The sequence below is a fragment of the Rhodococcus oxybenzonivorans genome (assembly GCF_003130705.1).
Classification (GTDB): Bacteria; Actinomycetota; Actinomycetes; order Mycobacteriales; family Mycobacteriaceae; genus Rhodococcus_F; species Rhodococcus_F oxybenzonivorans.
Genome location: NZ_CP021354.1, coordinates 5,960,380 through 5,974,759, shown reverse-complemented (window position 1 = coordinate 5,974,759; position 14,380 = coordinate 5,960,380). Strand labels below are relative to the sequence as shown.

Genomic DNA, 14,380 nt, shown 5'->3' with positions numbered 1-14,380 from the left:
GTGGGCGCGCACACTTGTGGCGATGAACACCGCCCTGCCCTTGACCGCCGCGCAGCGGTCCATCTGGTTCGCGCAGCAGCTCACGCCGGAGATTCCGTACGTCATCGCCCACTACGCCGAGCTGCACGGGCCTGTCGACCTCGCAGTCCTCGGTGACTGCACCCGTCGCGCGCATCTCGAATTCGGTTGGGGAGCAATCCGTCTCCTGGATGTCGACGGGCAGCCACATCAGGTGGTCGACCCGACTGTGGTCGATCGGGTGCCCACTACCGACTTGCGTGACGAGAACGACCCCGTCGAAGCGGCCCACCGGTGGATGCACCACGACCGAAGCGCGCGCACGGACATGTACGACGGGTCACTCCTCGTGTCACACATTCTGCAGCTGGGAGACGAGCACTACTACTGGTACTCGCGAGCGCACCACATAGCGTCGGACGGGTACGCCGCGATGATGCTGATGAGCCGCACCGCCGAGCTGTACGTCGCCGCTGTCGAGGGCAGGGAACCGCCGGACTGCCGCGCCGTGGGACCGGAACGCGTCATCCAGGAGGACGCCGCCTACCGCACCTCCACCCGGTTCGTCCGGGACCGCGACTACTGGCGGGAACAGGGCAGCGATCTCCCTTCGGTCGTCGGATTGAGCGGACGCGCCGCGCGTTCCGACACGACCGCCCGGATTGCAACCGGACACGCAGCTCGAAGCGCGAGTTCGCGCAATTCCACGGCAGTGGCGGTCGCCGCCTTCGCCTCGTACCTCGCCAGGATGACCGGCAGCGACGACGTGGTGCTCTCCTTGCCGGTATCGGCGAGAACGACGGCCCGTCTGCGGACTTCAGGAGGATGCGTCTCCAACGTCATTCCGTTGCGACTCGGGGGTATCGGCTCGGGCACGGTTCGGAACGCGGTGGCAACGACCGAGGCTGCAGTGACGGCCGCCCTGCGCCACCAGCGCTACCGTCGCGAGGACATCGGCCGCGACCTCGCCTCGGGCGGGGTCGAACTCATGCATTTCGGCCCGGTGATCAACCTCATGATGTTCAAGGAGATCACGCTGGGCGCCGTGCAGGCAACGGTTCGGGTCCTTACCACCGGTCCCGTCGCAGACCTCGCCGTCAACATCTATCCAGGATCGTCGGACCGTGCCGCCCGGATCGACTTCGAGGGGAACTCGTCCCTGTACGGTCAGGCGGAACTGGCCGGGCACCACAACCGATTCCTCGCCTTCCTCGACCGATTCACCGCCTCGATCGAGTCGGAGTGCCTGATCTCCGATCTCGACATCTTCCTTGCCGGTGAACGTGAGAACTTCGCCCCCGCGCACGGGCTTCCGGATATCGTCCCGACTACTCTGGACCGTCTCCTCGCGGGGTGCGTCGCCGATGATTTCGAGGCTGTCGCGATACGCGACCAGGGGCGTGAGCTGTCCTACGGTGACCTGGACCGCGTCGCCAACCGGCTCGCCCAGGAGCTGATCTTCAGGGGTATCGGTCCCGAGAGCTTCGTCGCAGTCTCCGTCCCCCGGTCCCTCGAATCGGTGCTGGCGTTGTGGGCGGTCGCGAAGGCCGGCGCGGCTTATGTCCCGATCGACCCGGCACACCCGAGCGCCCGCGTCGCCTATTGCCTGGCCGACTGCGGCGCGACGGTCGGGTTGACCGTTCGTTCGGAGCTCGATCGTCTACCCGCCACGGTTGATTGGCTGACTATCGATGTCGACGAACAGCCTTGCTCAAAAACGACTTCCGCGACGACGGACGACGTGGAACGAGTGAGTCCCCTGCGTCTGGATCACCCCGCCTATCTGATCTACACGTCCGGGTCGACCGGGGCGCCGAAGGGCGTCGTCGTCACTCATCGTGGTCTCGCCAACCTGGCGCAGGAGATTCGGGACAAGTATGCGGTGTCCACGCGTTCTCGTGTTCTGCATTTCGCCTCACCGAGTTTCGACACCGCGCTCGTCGAAGTGCTCGCGGCGTGTATCGGAGGCGCAACGCTCGTCGTGACCCCTCCCGGGCACTTCGGCGGCGACGAGCTGTCGCGACTGCTGCGCGAGGAACACGTCACCCACCTGTTGACGACGCCCTCCGCCCTGGCGGCGATCGACTCCGCCGCGAAAAACGAGCTGGAGTTGGTGCTGGTCGGAGGAGAAGTGCTGTCTCCGGAGTTGGTGCGGCGCTGGGCTGGTGGCCGAGAGATGCGCAACGCGTACGGTCCGACGGAGACGACGTGCAGCGTCACTCTGACCGAGCCGATGTCGCCGGACGGAAGAGTGACGATCGGCGGTCTCATGCGCGGTGTGGACGCGGTGGTTCTCGATCATCGTCTGCGTCCGCTGCCGCCGGGCGCGGCCGGTGAGCTCTACCTCACCACGGCAGGCCTCGCCCGGGGATACCATCGGCGTTGCGGCCTGACCGCCGCACGGTTCGTCGCCAATCCGTTCGGCGACAGCGGATCCTGCATGTTTCGCACCGGCGATATGGTGCGGTGGACGGTGTCGGGGACTCTCGAGTTTCTCGACAGGGCCGACGACCAGATCAAGATCCGTGGGTTCCGGGTCGAGCTCGGCGAGATCAACGCCACGTTGAACACTTATCCGGGCGTCACCTATGCCACGACGATGGTGCACAGGAATTCGGTTGGTGATCCGAACCTCGTGTCCTTTGTCATGGTCGAGGGAAACGCGCCGATCGATCGGGAAGCGTTGAAAGCGCACGCGGCGCGATTCCTGCCGGACTACATGATTCCGAAATCGTTCATGCTCGTGCATTCGATTCCGTTGACACCGACGGGAAAGCTCGACCGGTCGGCTCTACCCGTTCCGGAGTTCGGCTCGGATTCGGTGCCTCATCGCGACCCGGAGACACTCGCCGAGCACCGCGTCGCCCGGGTCTTCTCCCGAGTGCTCGGGGTGGATTCGGTGGGCGCCGACGATTCCTTCTTCGACCTGAGCGGCGACTCGTTGTCGGCCATCCGGGTGGTCGGGACGCTCAACGCCGAGCTGGGCACAACGCTGGGTGTGCGAGAACTGTTCGATGCACCGACGGTCGCAGCACTCGCACTGTCGATTACGGACGCTTGTGAACACCCGTCGCGAACTCAGGTGCGGGGGGCACCGAGATTGGGCGCCGCAGGATTCCAGGGCGGCCAGGGGATGCCCGAGCTCGTACCGCTGTCTCCCTCGCAACAATTCATCGACCGCACGCTCGTGGATCCCGCTCTCCACAACATCCCCTTCACGGTACGAGTGCGTGGGCCGTTCGATGCCGAAGCGTTGCAGTCGGCGATGGCAGACGTCCTCCACCGGCATCGCTCGCTGAGAACCGTGTATCCGGACTCCCCGGCGGGTCCGTACCAGCGCGTGCTCGACGTGGTCGACGCCCTGCCCGACCTGTCGCCGGTGCCCGCCGGCGAATCGGATGCGGAGGACCAGACATCGGACCTGCTGACGGCGGGATTCGACGTGCGCCGCGACCCTCCGCTCCGCGCCCGGCTCTTCCGTCTGGGCGACCACGACCACCTCTTGTCCTGCGTCCTCCATCACATCTGCGCGGACGGGTGGTCCCTGGCTCCCTTGGCGCGCGACCTCGCCGACTCCTACCGTTCCCGGGCGATGGGTGGTGAACCCCAGTGGGAGCCACCGGCCGTGGACTATGCGGACTACACGATGTGGCGTCGAACGATGCTCGGCGACGAGAACGACCCCGACAGTGTCGCGTCGAAACAGATCGGCCACTGGACGAAGGAACTGTCGGGCCTTCGCGGAGAACTCGCGCTGCCCACCGACCGACCCCGGCCGCACCGGTGGACCTATCGAGCGGGGCGACTTCCGTTCACCCTCGACGAGCATGCGCATCGGGGGCTGCTCGCGACCGCGCACGAACACCACGCCAGCCTCTTCACGGCGCTCAGGTCGGCCGTGGCGGTACTGCTCGCCCGGCTCAGCGGCGATCCGGACATCGCGATCGGGACCCCGATCGCGGGCCGGGGAGATCCGGTGCTCGACGACGTGGTGGGTATGTTCGTCAACACACTGGTTCTGCGGACCCGGGTCGACCCGAGCATGACACTGTCCGACATCGTCGATCGATCCCGCGACGTGGAGCTACGTGCGCTGGCGAATGCGGATGTGCAATTCGAACGGCTCGTCGAGGTACTCGACCCACCTCGATCGGGGTCGCTGCACCCGCTCTTCCAAGTGGCGCTGTCGCTGAACAACTTCGCTCCGGCGGCCTTCGACGTCTCCGGGCTCGACTTCGAGGTGACTCCGCGGCCACTCGACATCGCCAAGTGCGATCTGCACTTCCACTTCACCGAGCGACACGACGCCGACGGAAGGCCCACCGGGATCGACGCCGAACTTGTGTATTCCGCCGACCTCTACGACGCCTCCACCGCACAGGATTTCGTCGACACGCTGCACACCATCGTCGACCCGATCGGTAGGTGACCTCACGGAATCGCCGTGATAGAGATACCTCATGAGCGGCATCCGGAGAATTGGTCGGGGAGTAGCGCTCGCGGCGGTCGTCCTCGCCGTGGCCGCCTGCTCCGGCCAGGAAGGAACGGCGGTCAGTGAGCCGTCGACGACGACGATAGCCACGGCTTCGGACACGGCGGGCGCCGAGGCGACGACGCCCGCGAGCCTGCCGTACACGGAGACCGAGCTGCGGGTCGGTGGTTCCACCGGCCGCGTCATCTACGACGTCGTCATCCCGCAGATCGAGGGCGGAAACTCGGCGGTCACCGCCGAGTTCAACGAATCGATGCGGGCCGCGCTCCAGGACCAGATCGACGGCTGGGGCACCGACGCCTTCACGCTGAGCAGCCAGGAGCACCGCGTCGTGCACATCGGCGAGCACGTGATCAGCGGGTTGCTGGTGACGTCGTGGAACGCCGATCCACCCGGTGCGCATCCCACCCCGATCGTCGCGACGGTGGTGGTGAATGCCGACACGGCCGCGCCGATCACGCTCGCCGATCTCTTCCCAGATCTGGATGCCGGTCTACGGAGGTTGTCCGAGCACTGCGCAACTCTGCTGCCGGCCACGGCTGCCGGCCCCGAGTTCGACCGCACCGGCATCGAGCCCGTCGTAAGGAACTTCGCCAACTGGCTCGCGACCCCCGCCGGGATGGAAATCCACTTCGACGACTATCAGGTGGGGCCGCACGCCGTCGGGCTGGTGACCGTCACCGTCCCCTGGGACGTTCTCGGTGACGTGGTCGATCCGAAGCTTGCCGACGTGGTGTCGAGTTAGTCCGTGCGCCGTCCATCCGTGGTAGAACAGGTATCAGTTTTGGTACCCGGAGGGTGATCATGGACCTGGAAGCTGCGCCGCGATCAGCAGACTCAAGTACGCCTACCTGCGCGCCCTCGACACCAAGCAATGGGACGAATTCGCCGACACCCTGCTCCCCGACGCGACCGCGAGTTACGGCGAACATCTGAGATTCGACTCACGCGACGCGGTGGTCGAGTTCATGAGAACCAGCCTCGGCCCGCAGACCATCACCGAGCATCACTGTGGCCACCCGGAGATCGACGTCGACGGTGACACCGCTACCGGCCGGTGGTACCTCTCAGACCTCGTGCTGATACCCGAACACGACATGGCGCTGCGCGGAGCCGCCTTCTACTCCGACCGCTATGTTCGCGGGCCGGACGGGCGATGGCGCATCGCGCACACCGGCTATGAGCGGACCTTCGAGGCGGTGATGTCTCTCGCCGACATCCCCAGCTTCCGGTTGACGGCGCATCCCTGATGGGCACGCTGGACGGCAAGGTGGCGCTGATCACCGGAGCAGGGCAGGGCGTCGGGGCCGGTATGGCACGTGCACTGGCCAAGGAGGGCGCGCGGATCGCGGTGGTGGGACGCACGGAGTCGAAACTCGTCGAAACGTGCGCTGCCATCGCCGACTTCGGTGGTGTCGCCGAGCCCGTCGTGTGTGACATCAGCAAGCGGGAGCAACTGGGGCCGATGGTCGCACGTGTGGTCGAGGTGTTCGGCGGCATCGACATCCTGATCAACAACGCCAACGCGAGTGCGCTCGGTCCGTTGCTGGAGGTCACTCCGAAGCTGCTGGACCGGGCCATGGCGGTGGGTCCTGTGGCGACTCTGTTCCTCATGCAGTTGTGCCATCCCCACTTGAAGGCACGCGGCGGCGGCTCGATCGTCAATCTCGTGAGTTCCTCGGCGGTGCGCTGGGACACCAGCGGTTACGGGCTGTACGCGGCCACGAAGGAGGCCATGCGCTCGCTCACCCGCACCGCCGCCAGTGAGTGGGGCGCCGACGGAATCCGGGTCAATGCCATTGCGCCGCATGCCCTCTCTCCCGGTTTGCAGTGGTGGACGGAGAACAATCCGGAGGAGGCGGCCGAGTTCGTCCGGTCGATACCGTTGGGCCGGATCGGGGACTGTGAGCAGGACATCGGACGCGCCGTCGTCTTCCTCGCCGGACCCGACGCCGGCTACCTGACCGGTGCCACCATCCCGCTCGACGGCGGCCAGGCACGCTGGAGTTGAGCGTCGAGCCGGTTGCCTGCGAGCACCCTGTCAGGGCAACCGGTGGAACGCCTCGTCCAGTCCGCGAAGCCCGCTGGTGTCGATGAGGAACTCCGATTCGAGGCATTTGCGGAGCTCGTCGGCGCTCGTCAGCTCGAGTCGGACGGACTCACCACCGAGCGGGTGGACGGTGAACCGGGTTCCGTTGAGTGCGTACCGTCGCCCTTCCGCGACCCGGGCAGCGAGGAGCCCGGTGACGAAATGGGAACCGGGCCAGGTGGACAGGTACCAGTTCGGCGCCTCGTAGTCGACGGGGTGCTGCGGGGTGAGGTCGAAGCGGTAGATGGGACGCCACTCGTCACCGACGAGGGCCTCCAAGAGGTAGTCGCCGCGCAGGTCGAGCAGCCGGAACGGCTCGAGCCGAGTGTCCTGCACCGTGTTCGTTTCGAGGCGCAACGTGGTGTCGAGGGTCATGCCGCCGAACCCGACGTCGATGATGCGCCGGTCACCTTCGACATCGACCAGAAGCAGCATGTGCGAGCGCGGGTTGATCACGTCGGTCGACGGCGACCCCCACAGCACCCGAGCCGCCAACGCCGTGACGTCGAAGCCCAGTTCGAGGAGGACGGCGCGCAACAAGAGGTTCTGCTCGAAGCAGTAACCTCCTCGACGCGATTCCACCAGTTTGCATTGCAGCGACTCGAGGTCCAGCCGATTCGGTGTGCCGAGGAACGGATCGAGGTTCTCGAACGGAATCGACCGGGCATGGTGGGCGGCAATGGCGTTCAGTGTTGCCGTCGTCGCGGATCGGTCCCCGTCGTATCCGATCCGTTCGAAGTACCGCTCGAGGTCGAGATCGCCTGCAGTTCCCATGACCCTCAGTGTAAGCACGCCCGAGTGGGTGATCAGGCGCCGTTCGCGTCCGGTGAGCGGCATCGTGCGCGCGAGCGTACTTTCGCACTTGTATGGGTGGAGACGGGCGCGCGGCGGAAGGACTCTCATGAAACGGGGATGTGTTGCGGCTGCCGCGTTGCTGGTGGGCTTTGCCGCCACCGGTTGCCAGACCGATTCGAGCACGGGGGAGTCGGCGGCGACATCGGCGGCGCAACCACCCGTTGCCGCTCCCACCGTTGCCGCTCCCACCGTGGTCGCGACCGAGTTGGAGGTGCCCTGGGGAATCGCGCTGTTGCCCGACGGCGCCGCGGTGATCGCCGAGCGTGACAGCGGCATCATCCGTCGTCTGCAACCGAACGGTGACGTGACCGAGGTCGGGGAGGTTCCGGAGGTGGCAGCGCGGGGGGAGTCGGGACTGCTCGGGCTCGCCGTGTCACCCGCCTACACGTCGGACCAGACAATTTTCGCCTACCTCACCACCGACGAGGACAACCGCGTGGTCGCCGTGCGGTACGACGGCCGCAGCCTCGGCGAGCCCGTCCCGATCCTCACAGGAATTCCGGCCGGGTCGATCCACGACGGGGGCCGAATCGCCTTCGGACCCGACGGCAAGCTCTACGTCACCACCGGTGAAGCCGGTGATCGGCCGCTCGCCCAGGATCCCTCCTCGCTCGGCGGCAAGATCCTGCGGATCAATCCGGACGGAACGATTCCGCCCGACAACCCGCTGTCCGGCTCACCGGTCTGGTCGCTGGGACACCGGAACGTGCAGGGCATTACCTGGGACGACGCAGGCAGGTTGTGGGCCACCGAGTTCGGCGCGAACACGTGGGACGAAGTGAACCTGATCCGGCCGGGCGCCAACTACGGATGGCCCGAGGTCGAAGGGCAGGCGGACGAGGCCGAATTCGTGGACCCGGTGGTGCAGTGGCCCACGGACGAGGCGTCACCGTCCGGCGTCGCCTACCTCGACGGGTCGCTCTGGGTGGCGGCATTGCGGGGCGAACGGTTGTGGCGGATACCCGTCGGCGGGGACGGCTCGCTCGGTGAACCGCAGTCGCTGTTCGCAGAGGAGTACGGGCGGCTTCGCACCGTCGTCGCCACACCGGACGGGGTGCTGTGGTTCAGCACGAGCAACCGCGACGGTCGGGGGTTGCCGGCAGAGAGCGACGACCGCATCCTCGCGGTGCGGCCGTCGGCCTGAAGTGCGGCCGGGCGTCAGTCGGTCCAGGGCGCGACGGGCGGCTTCACCCACATGATCTTCTCGTCCGCGTGTGCGGGCGATGCCGACGGATGATCCGGGTGGCGCTCGGCCCACGCCGACTTCTGGTCGAGCAGTTCGGCCACGGTGAGCCAGGTTTCCATGGTGCTCGGTGGATTGGATCCGGCTGCCCGCGCCAGTTTCCGCAGTGTGCTGTCGGTGAGGTCGAGCAATTCCTTCCCGCTGATAGCGCGATCCCAGACGTATTTGGCGAGCCCCACGGCCTTCTCGCGACGTTTGCGCGCCGCGCCTTCGGTGTGGGCGAAGTCGACTTCCTGAGGTTCCATCGCCTCCCTCTCTCGTGCGCGCCACTACGGTAGGTCACCGCGTGGTCGTGCCGGTATCGTGGGATGACGATTGTCGCAGCAGACGCGCGCAGTCGATGCGAACGGTAGGGAAGTCGGAATATGGGCAGGCAGCGTGGTGGCCGAACTGCGCACGCAGCCGAAGGTGGGCCCGTCGCCGGGGTCTATCCGATCGACACGGGAACCTGCGAACTCGCCGAGGACAACGTCAATCCCCACGGCTGGGTCCTCAATGTGAACGGCGTCGAAAGTTCACACATCGACCTCACGGATCCCGAACACCTCGATTTCGAGTACATGCGGTGGATGGCCGACCTGATCGGATCCCGCTGGCAGCGCGCGGACCGGGTGCGGGCGCTGCATCTCGGCGGCGGCGCGTGCTCACTTGCCCGTTATCTGTCGGCTGTGTACCCGGACGCCCGTCAGGTAGTGGTCGAACTGGACGGCAAGCTGGCCGAACTGGTGCGTCGGTGGTTCGATCTGCCGCGGGCACCGCTGCTCCGACTCCGCGTCGGTGAAGCCAGGGCTGTCACCGAAACCCTCACCGAGTCGAGCCGCGACCTGATCATTCGTGACGTGTTCGCCGGCAACACGACGCCTCCGTCACTCACCACCGTCGAATTCACCGGCCATGTTCGCAGGGTCCTGGCACCGGGCGGGATCTACGTCGTCAACTGCGGTGACACCCGCGACCTCGTGAAGGCGCGGCGGGAGGCGGCCACCATCGGCAGCGTGTTTCCGCACACCGCCGTGATCGCGGACCCAGCCATGCTCAAGGGCCGCCGCTACGGCAACATCGTGATCGCCGGAAGTGACGCGCCCCTCGGCGACGACCCCGCACTGGTTCGGCAACTACTGGGTGGTGGTGTGCCCGCACACCTCTGGGACGACGCGCAGGTTCGGTCGTTCGCCGGTTCGGCGCGCGTCCTGCTCGACGCGGAAGGATCACCGGGCGAGTCCGGGTGAGACGGCGCTGCGGGAACATCACCGACCGCACCGTGGTTGGGTGTCGGTATGAGCCTGGAAGTGAACGACGCGCAGCGTCCCCTGCTCGACCTCGTCGCGACACACTCGCACGCCGTCCTCACAACGATCAAAAGGGATGGCCGACCGCAGCTGTCCAACGTTCTCTACACCTGGGACCCCGACACGAACACCGCCCGGATCTCGGTGACCGCGGACCGGGCGAAGACACGCAACGCCGCGCGGGACCCCCGAGTGTCACTGCACGTGAGCGCGCCCGACTTCTGGAGTTACGCGGTCGTCGAAGGTGACGCCGAGCTGAGTGCCGTCGCCAGCGACCCCCACGACGCGGCCACCGACGAGCTCGTCGAGGTATTCCGCAATGCAGCAGGTCGGGAACACGATGACTGGGAAGACTTTCGTCGGGCGATGGTGTCCGAGCGACGGCAGGTACTCCGGGTCCGCGCGACACACCTGTACGGCATGGCCCAGCTGCCGTGAGCATTCGGCCCGGAACGTAGTTGTGGCAGGCCGCCGCCCCCGGTGGGACCATGGGGTGCATGCGCAGGAGGCGGTGGCCGGCGGCCGCGCCGCCCGCCACGGGAGGGGTCGTCGTATACGGCCCCGCCGCACTCGCGACTACCCGTGATCTGACGCTCCGGCTGGCAGAGGTGGTCGCCCACCCGGCGGGTCTCGAGCTGCGCATCGAGCTCACCGCCACGGGACGCACGGCTGACAGGGCGCGTCACGAAACCCGCCCCCTCGACGATCCCGACGACCCGTCCGCCCGCTGGTCGTATCTCGCGGTGCACGTGCGGGTGGACGACGTGGTCGGTGAGGCCGACCCGAGCCACCTGCAGTCCACGTCGAGGGTGGCCACGAGCGAGACGTCCGAATATCACACCGAGCCCCGCTACTGGGTCGGCGCCTACCCGGAGTCGGGCGTGATCACCCTGACCGTGGGGTGGCCGGAAATCGGGCTGCATGCCCGGACCGACGTCATTCGGCTGGGCCCCAACCCCGCCCGGTGACAGGGCGAATGTACCTTTCGGCGCGGTAGCAGCGTCGAAAGGTACATTCGCCTCGAAGTCAGCGAGGCTGCTCGGCCAGCTTGGCGGCGATCACACCGTTGAGCCGCTGCAGACCGCTCGGGGTGATGCCGTGGATCTGGCCCTCGATGCTGCGCACGACATGCGTGTCGCTCAGGACTTTCTCGCTGGACTGAATCAAAACCGTTCCGGCGCCCGTGAAGTCGAACTGTCGTTCCTCCCCCGAGTTGATGCCCATCATGTGGGCGCCGGCGGCGAGGAAGTTGCTGATCCACCCCTGGTCGTAGTGGTGACTCGGCGACGGGCAGTCCGCCCACCCGACCAGGGCTTCGGGGTCGATCCGCAGTGGCGGCTCGGCGAACATCACCGGGCCGTTGGAGGAGGCCAGGAACTTGCCGGTTCCGATGAGGGTAAGGAACCCCGGGACAATCGACTGGTTCAGCGACAAACCCGGTTCGAAGGCAAGGAGATTGGACGCCCGGATGGTGAGGTTGCCGTCGTCGAGGTCATACGAGTTGATGTCGTAGCCCCGGTCACCGATGATCAGCTTGCCGAAGCCTTCGGCTACTGCATACTCACCCATGTAGAGCGGCGCCGAGAACTGGTTGGCCACCATGTGCAGTGCGGCGCCGTGCAATCCGTGGGTCAGCGCCTGGAACTGCATCTGCCCGTAGTAGGCGATCATCGCACCCTTGCGGATGAACCAGGGGGCCGTGAGGTCGATGCAGTAGGCGTAACTGTTGTCCGGAATGTTGTCGCTGGCGCCCAGGGTCGACGGATTCAGCACGTTGCTCACAGTTTCTCCTCCGAAGCCTGAACGTAGACGATTCCTTGTCCGCTGCACTGCAATTGCATCGCTTCTCCGGCGCCGCGGCCCACGGCATCCCGCCAGCCGACCGCGGACTTCAGTTCTACCTGGACGTTTCCGTACGTACCGACGAACGCGTCGGGGTCGACGAGGATGGGGTTGGGACCGCCCACGGGGATCTCCAGGAAACCACCGTGCGCCAACAGCACCGCCGATCCGTACCCGGACAGCTGCGTCGTGAACATGCCCGTCCCGGACAACGCACCCGCAGCGGCGCCTCGAAGTGCACCGAGCATTCCGCGACCACCGCCGCCGCCCTGACTCATCACCGAGACCACCGAGCTCTGCAGTCCGGCGTTGTGGGCGAGCAGTCGGGACGCCTCGACGCACAGAGTTCCACCCTGCGACATGTCGACCACGTGCACCTCGAGACCGGCGTGACCGTAGTGCACCTCGCCCTGTCCCTGCGCGAGCATCGTGCGCTCGTGTTCGCCCTGCATCATCCGTCCGGCCATGCGGGTGAACCCGCCCATCCCGGCCATGGACTGCGAACCGGGGACCTGGTGCGGGGAGAACTGGACCTGACCGGTGTAGAACAGCATCGACCCGGTGCGCGCGACGACTCCGCCCGCTGCCCCGACATCGACCTTGACGACCTTCGAGTTGACCTGTGTGAACACCATGCTGATCACCGTTCCGCCGGCTGGATGGACACGACGCCGTGGCCGTCCCACTTGAGGGAGAAGGCTTCGCCGTTGCCCTGGCCGACGGCGGTCCGCCACGACACATCGGTGACGAAGGACTGGGTCAACTGCCCGCGGGCCGAGACGAAGGCGTCGGGGTCGACCACGAGTGGATACTGCGGCGACACCTCGAGGTGGATAAGCGGGCCGCCGGCCGAGAGGAGGGCCACCTGCCCCTGTCCCGACACCGTCGTGGTGAACAGGCCCTGGCCGCCGACACCGCCGCGGAGACCGGTGAAGGTGACGTTGGTGTTCAGGTTGCCGCTGAGTGCGAGGAGTTGCTGCGACTCCACCTGCAGCGTTTCACCCGCGAGGTCGATGACGGTGACGTGCTGGCCGCCCACCGCGAAGTAGACGACACCGTTGCCGGAGCATTCCATCAAGGACAGCGACTCGCCGGTGGCGCGCCTCTTCATCCCCGCCAGTACACCGTCGCCGCCACCGAAACCGGCCGATTTGAAGCTGACATTGCCCTCGTAGGCAATCATCGATCCCTGTATTGCCCGGATGGTGGTTCCGGCCAGTTGGGCTTCGACCACCTTCTTCGACTTCTCGAGCAGCCGCGCCATAGGTGCCCTTTCCAGTGCCGAGCGGCAGTGTTCGTGACCGGGTCACGAACACTGCCGCAGGATGTGAGTACAGGCAGAACCTAGCTGATGGTGACCGGTTTCGGCTCGTCCACGTCGTTGTCCGAGCTTCCGCCGGCGGCTGCCGCCTTGCGGTTGCGCAAGATGCTGGAGATGAACGCGGCTCCGATGAGGGCGACGCCGACGAGTCCGGTGACGTTCTCGTTGACGTGGTAGCCGATGGAGACGAGCAGGATCACGGCCAGGGCGCCGATGGCCCAGTGCGCACCGTGTTCGAGGTACACGTAGTCGGACAGGGTGCCCTTGCGAACGAGGAACACGGTGATCGAGCGGACGAACATCGCACCGACGAAGCCGAGGCCGAGGGCGATGATGATCGGGTCGGAGGTGATCGCGAAGGCACCGATCACGCCGTCGAAGGAGAACGACGCATCCAGGACCTCGAGGTAGAGGAACAGGAAGAAGCCGGCCTTGCCAGTGGCCTTGGCCAGTTCGGTCGGGCCGCCACTGGAGCCCTCGACGACCTCGCCGTTCTCATCCTCTTCGGGGGTGTTGAACAGTTCGCCGAGGCCGTTGACGGCGATGTAGGTGATCATGCCGAGGACGCCGGCGACCATCACGGTGGAGACGGTGTCTTCGGGCGCGATGTACGAGGCGGTCAGCAGAAGCAGGCCACCGGCGACGATCACTGCGAGCTGGTCGAGCTTGCCTGCGCGGGCGAGCGGCTTCTCCAGCCAGGACAGCCAGGTGATCTCGCGCTCTTCGAGGATGAATCCGAGGAAGAGCATCAGCAGGAACATGCCGCCGAACGCCGCGATCTGCGGGTGGGCGTCGGTGAGCAGGGTTTCGTAGCTGGGGCTGCCGTCGGGGAAGTATGCGGCGTCGTCGGCGGGCGGGTTGAGTGCGAGGTCGAGAGCGAGGACCGGGCCGAGGCCGGATGCCAGCCACACGATGACCAGCGGGAAGACCAGGCGCATGCCGAACACGGCGATGACGATGCCGACGGTGAGGAAGATTTTCTGCCAGAACTCGCTCATCCGTCGCAGCACGGTGGCGTTGATGACGGCGTTGTCGAACGACAGGGAGATCTCGAGGATCGAGAGGATGACGACGAGCAGGACGGCTTGGGGGCCTCCGTAGAGCGCCGCGATGATGATGGACACCACCGTGACAGCGAAGGACAGACCGAATATTCGCAGAACCACTGAGCGTGGCCTTTCTTGTTGGGCAATGCCGGGTGGCTACTGCTGGAATACGAACGCCGAGGAGG

At 66.4% G+C, this 14,380-nt stretch carries 13 protein-coding genes and 1 pseudogene; 8 read left to right on the top strand and 6 right to left on the bottom strand.

The window, feature by feature from the left end; all coding sequences use genetic code 11:
- Positions 1 to 22 precede the first annotated feature (22 nt).
- From CBI38_RS27605 to CBI38_RS27590, 4 genes and pseudogenes are all read left to right on the top strand, one after another.
- The gene (locus tag CBI38_RS27605) at positions 23 to 4,447 is read left to right on the top strand and encodes a non-ribosomal peptide synthetase (RefSeq protein WP_230989981.1); all 4,425 of its coding nucleotides are present in this window, start codon (positions 23 to 25) and stop codon (positions 4,445 to 4,447) included.
- Positions 4,448 to 4,478: 31 nt separating this feature from the next.
- Positions 4,479 to 5,255, top strand: a complete 777-nt coding sequence (locus CBI38_RS27600; RefSeq protein ID WP_109333949.1) for an RsiV family protein — start codon at positions 4,479 to 4,481, stop codon at positions 5,253 to 5,255.
- Positions 5,256 to 5,314: 59 nt separating this feature from the next.
- Positions 5,315 to 5,760, top strand: a pseudogene (locus tag CBI38_RS27595) (nuclear transport factor 2 family protein).
- Positions 5,760 to 6,521 carry an SDR family NAD(P)-dependent oxidoreductase gene (locus CBI38_RS27590; protein WP_109333945.1) on the top strand — a complete coding sequence of 254 codons (762 nt, stop codon included), beginning with the start codon at positions 5,760 to 5,762 and terminating at the stop codon, positions 6,519 to 6,521. Before CBI38_RS27595 ends, CBI38_RS27590 begins: the two are co-directional and overlap by 1 nt.
- Before the next feature lie 30 nt (positions 6,522 to 6,551).
- Here the strand turns inward: CBI38_RS27590 and CBI38_RS27585 are convergent, their stop codons facing one another.
- On the bottom strand, positions 6,552 to 7,373 hold the full coding sequence (locus tag CBI38_RS27585; protein ID WP_109335404.1) for an arylamine N-acetyltransferase family protein: 822 nt from the start codon (positions 7,371 to 7,373) through the stop codon (positions 6,552 to 6,554).
- A gap of 127 nt (positions 7,374 to 7,500) precedes the next feature.
- On the opposite strand from CBI38_RS27585, the gene CBI38_RS27580 reads away from it, so the two are divergent.
- Positions 7,501 to 8,598, top strand: coding sequence for a PQQ-dependent sugar dehydrogenase (locus CBI38_RS27580; protein ID WP_109333943.1), 1,098 nt, complete (start codon positions 7,501 to 7,503; stop codon positions 8,596 to 8,598).
- Between the two features lie 14 nt (positions 8,599 to 8,612).
- On the opposite strand, the gene CBI38_RS27575 is transcribed toward CBI38_RS27580, so the two are convergent.
- Positions 8,613 to 8,942, bottom strand: a complete 330-nt coding sequence (locus CBI38_RS27575) for a hypothetical protein (protein ID WP_109333942.1) — start codon at positions 8,940 to 8,942, stop codon at positions 8,613 to 8,615.
- 120 nt (positions 8,943 to 9,062) lie between these two features.
- Here CBI38_RS27575 and CBI38_RS27570 point away from each other — a divergent pair, with 120 nt between their 5' ends.
- Genes CBI38_RS27570 through CBI38_RS27560 form a run of 3 tightly spaced genes read left to right on the top strand, consistent with a single transcriptional unit; the run spans position 9,063 to position 10,954 of the window.
- Entirely contained in the window at positions 9,063 to 9,926 is an 864-nt protein-coding gene (locus CBI38_RS27570) for a spermidine synthase (protein WP_109333940.1), read from the top strand.
- A gap of 48 nt (positions 9,927 to 9,974) precedes the next feature.
- The gene (locus CBI38_RS27565) at positions 9,975 to 10,424 is read left to right on the top strand and encodes a PPOX class F420-dependent oxidoreductase (RefSeq protein ID WP_109333938.1); all 450 of its coding nucleotides are present in this window, start codon (positions 9,975 to 9,977) and stop codon (positions 10,422 to 10,424) included.
- A 59-nt stretch (positions 10,425 to 10,483) separates the two neighbouring features.
- Positions 10,484 to 10,954, top strand: a complete 471-nt coding sequence (locus tag CBI38_RS27560) for a hypothetical protein (protein ID WP_109335403.1) — start codon at positions 10,484 to 10,486, stop codon at positions 10,952 to 10,954.
- Positions 10,955 to 11,012: 58 nt separating this feature from the next.
- Here the strand turns inward: CBI38_RS27560 and CBI38_RS27555 are convergent, their stop codons facing one another.
- The 4 genes from CBI38_RS27555 to CBI38_RS27540 all read right to left on the bottom strand — a co-directional run bounded on the left by CBI38_RS27555 (position 11,013) and on the right by CBI38_RS27540 (position 14,315).
- Positions 11,013 to 11,768: an AIM24 family protein gene (locus CBI38_RS27555; RefSeq protein WP_109333936.1), complete on the bottom strand. Its 756-nt coding sequence runs from the start codon at positions 11,766 to 11,768 to the stop codon at positions 11,013 to 11,015.
- The gene (locus CBI38_RS27550) at positions 11,765 to 12,463 is read right to left on the bottom strand and encodes an AIM24 family protein (RefSeq protein WP_109335402.1); all 699 of its coding nucleotides are present in this window, start codon (positions 12,461 to 12,463) and stop codon (positions 11,765 to 11,767) included. Before CBI38_RS27550 ends, CBI38_RS27555 begins: the two co-directional genes overlap by 4 nt.
- A 5-nt stretch (positions 12,464 to 12,468) precedes the next feature.
- Positions 12,469 to 13,092, bottom strand: a complete 624-nt coding sequence (locus CBI38_RS27545) for an AIM24 family protein (RefSeq protein ID WP_109333934.1) — start codon at positions 13,090 to 13,092, stop codon at positions 12,469 to 12,471.
- Between the two features lie 80 nt (positions 13,093 to 13,172).
- Entirely contained in the window at positions 13,173 to 14,315 is a 1,143-nt protein-coding gene (locus CBI38_RS27540) for a DUF475 domain-containing protein (protein WP_109333932.1), read from the bottom strand.
- Positions 14,316 to 14,380 lie beyond the last annotated feature (65 nt).

What these genes read in the sequence shown, in the direction of transcription:
- CBI38_RS27605 (WP_230989981.1), top strand. Translation starts at nt 23, where the DNA reads ATGAACACCGCCCTGCCCTTGACCGCCGCGCAGCGGTCCATCTGGTTC.
- CBI38_RS27600 (WP_109333949.1), top strand. Translation starts at nt 4,479, where the DNA reads ATGAGCGGCATCCGGAGAATTGGTCGGGGAGTAGCGCTCGCGGCGGTC.
- CBI38_RS27590 (WP_109333945.1), top strand. Translation starts at nt 5,760, where the DNA reads ATGGGCACGCTGGACGGCAAGGTGGCGCTGATCACCGGAGCAGGGCAG.
- CBI38_RS27585 (WP_109335404.1), bottom strand. Translation starts at nt 7,373, where the DNA reads ATGGGAACTGCAGGCGATCTCGACCTCGAGCGGTACTTCGAACGGATC.
- CBI38_RS27580 (WP_109333943.1), top strand. Translation starts at nt 7,501, where the DNA reads ATGAAACGGGGATGTGTTGCGGCTGCCGCGTTGCTGGTGGGCTTTGCC.
- CBI38_RS27575 (WP_109333942.1), bottom strand. Translation starts at nt 8,942, where the DNA reads ATGGAACCTCAGGAAGTCGACTTCGCCCACACCGAAGGCGCGGCGCGC.
- CBI38_RS27570 (WP_109333940.1), top strand. Translation starts at nt 9,063, where the DNA reads ATGGGCAGGCAGCGTGGTGGCCGAACTGCGCACGCAGCCGAAGGTGGG.
- CBI38_RS27565 (WP_109333938.1), top strand. Translation starts at nt 9,975, where the DNA reads ATGAGCCTGGAAGTGAACGACGCGCAGCGTCCCCTGCTCGACCTCGTC.
- CBI38_RS27560 (WP_109335403.1), top strand. Translation starts at nt 10,484, where the DNA reads ATGCGCAGGAGGCGGTGGCCGGCGGCCGCGCCGCCCGCCACGGGAGGG.
- CBI38_RS27550 (WP_109335402.1), bottom strand. Translation starts at nt 12,463, where the DNA reads ATGGTGTTCACACAGGTCAACTCGAAGGTCGTCAAGGTCGATGTCGGG.
- CBI38_RS27545 (WP_109333934.1), bottom strand. Translation starts at nt 13,092, where the DNA reads ATGGCGCGGCTGCTCGAGAAGTCGAAGAAGGTGGTCGAAGCCCAACTG.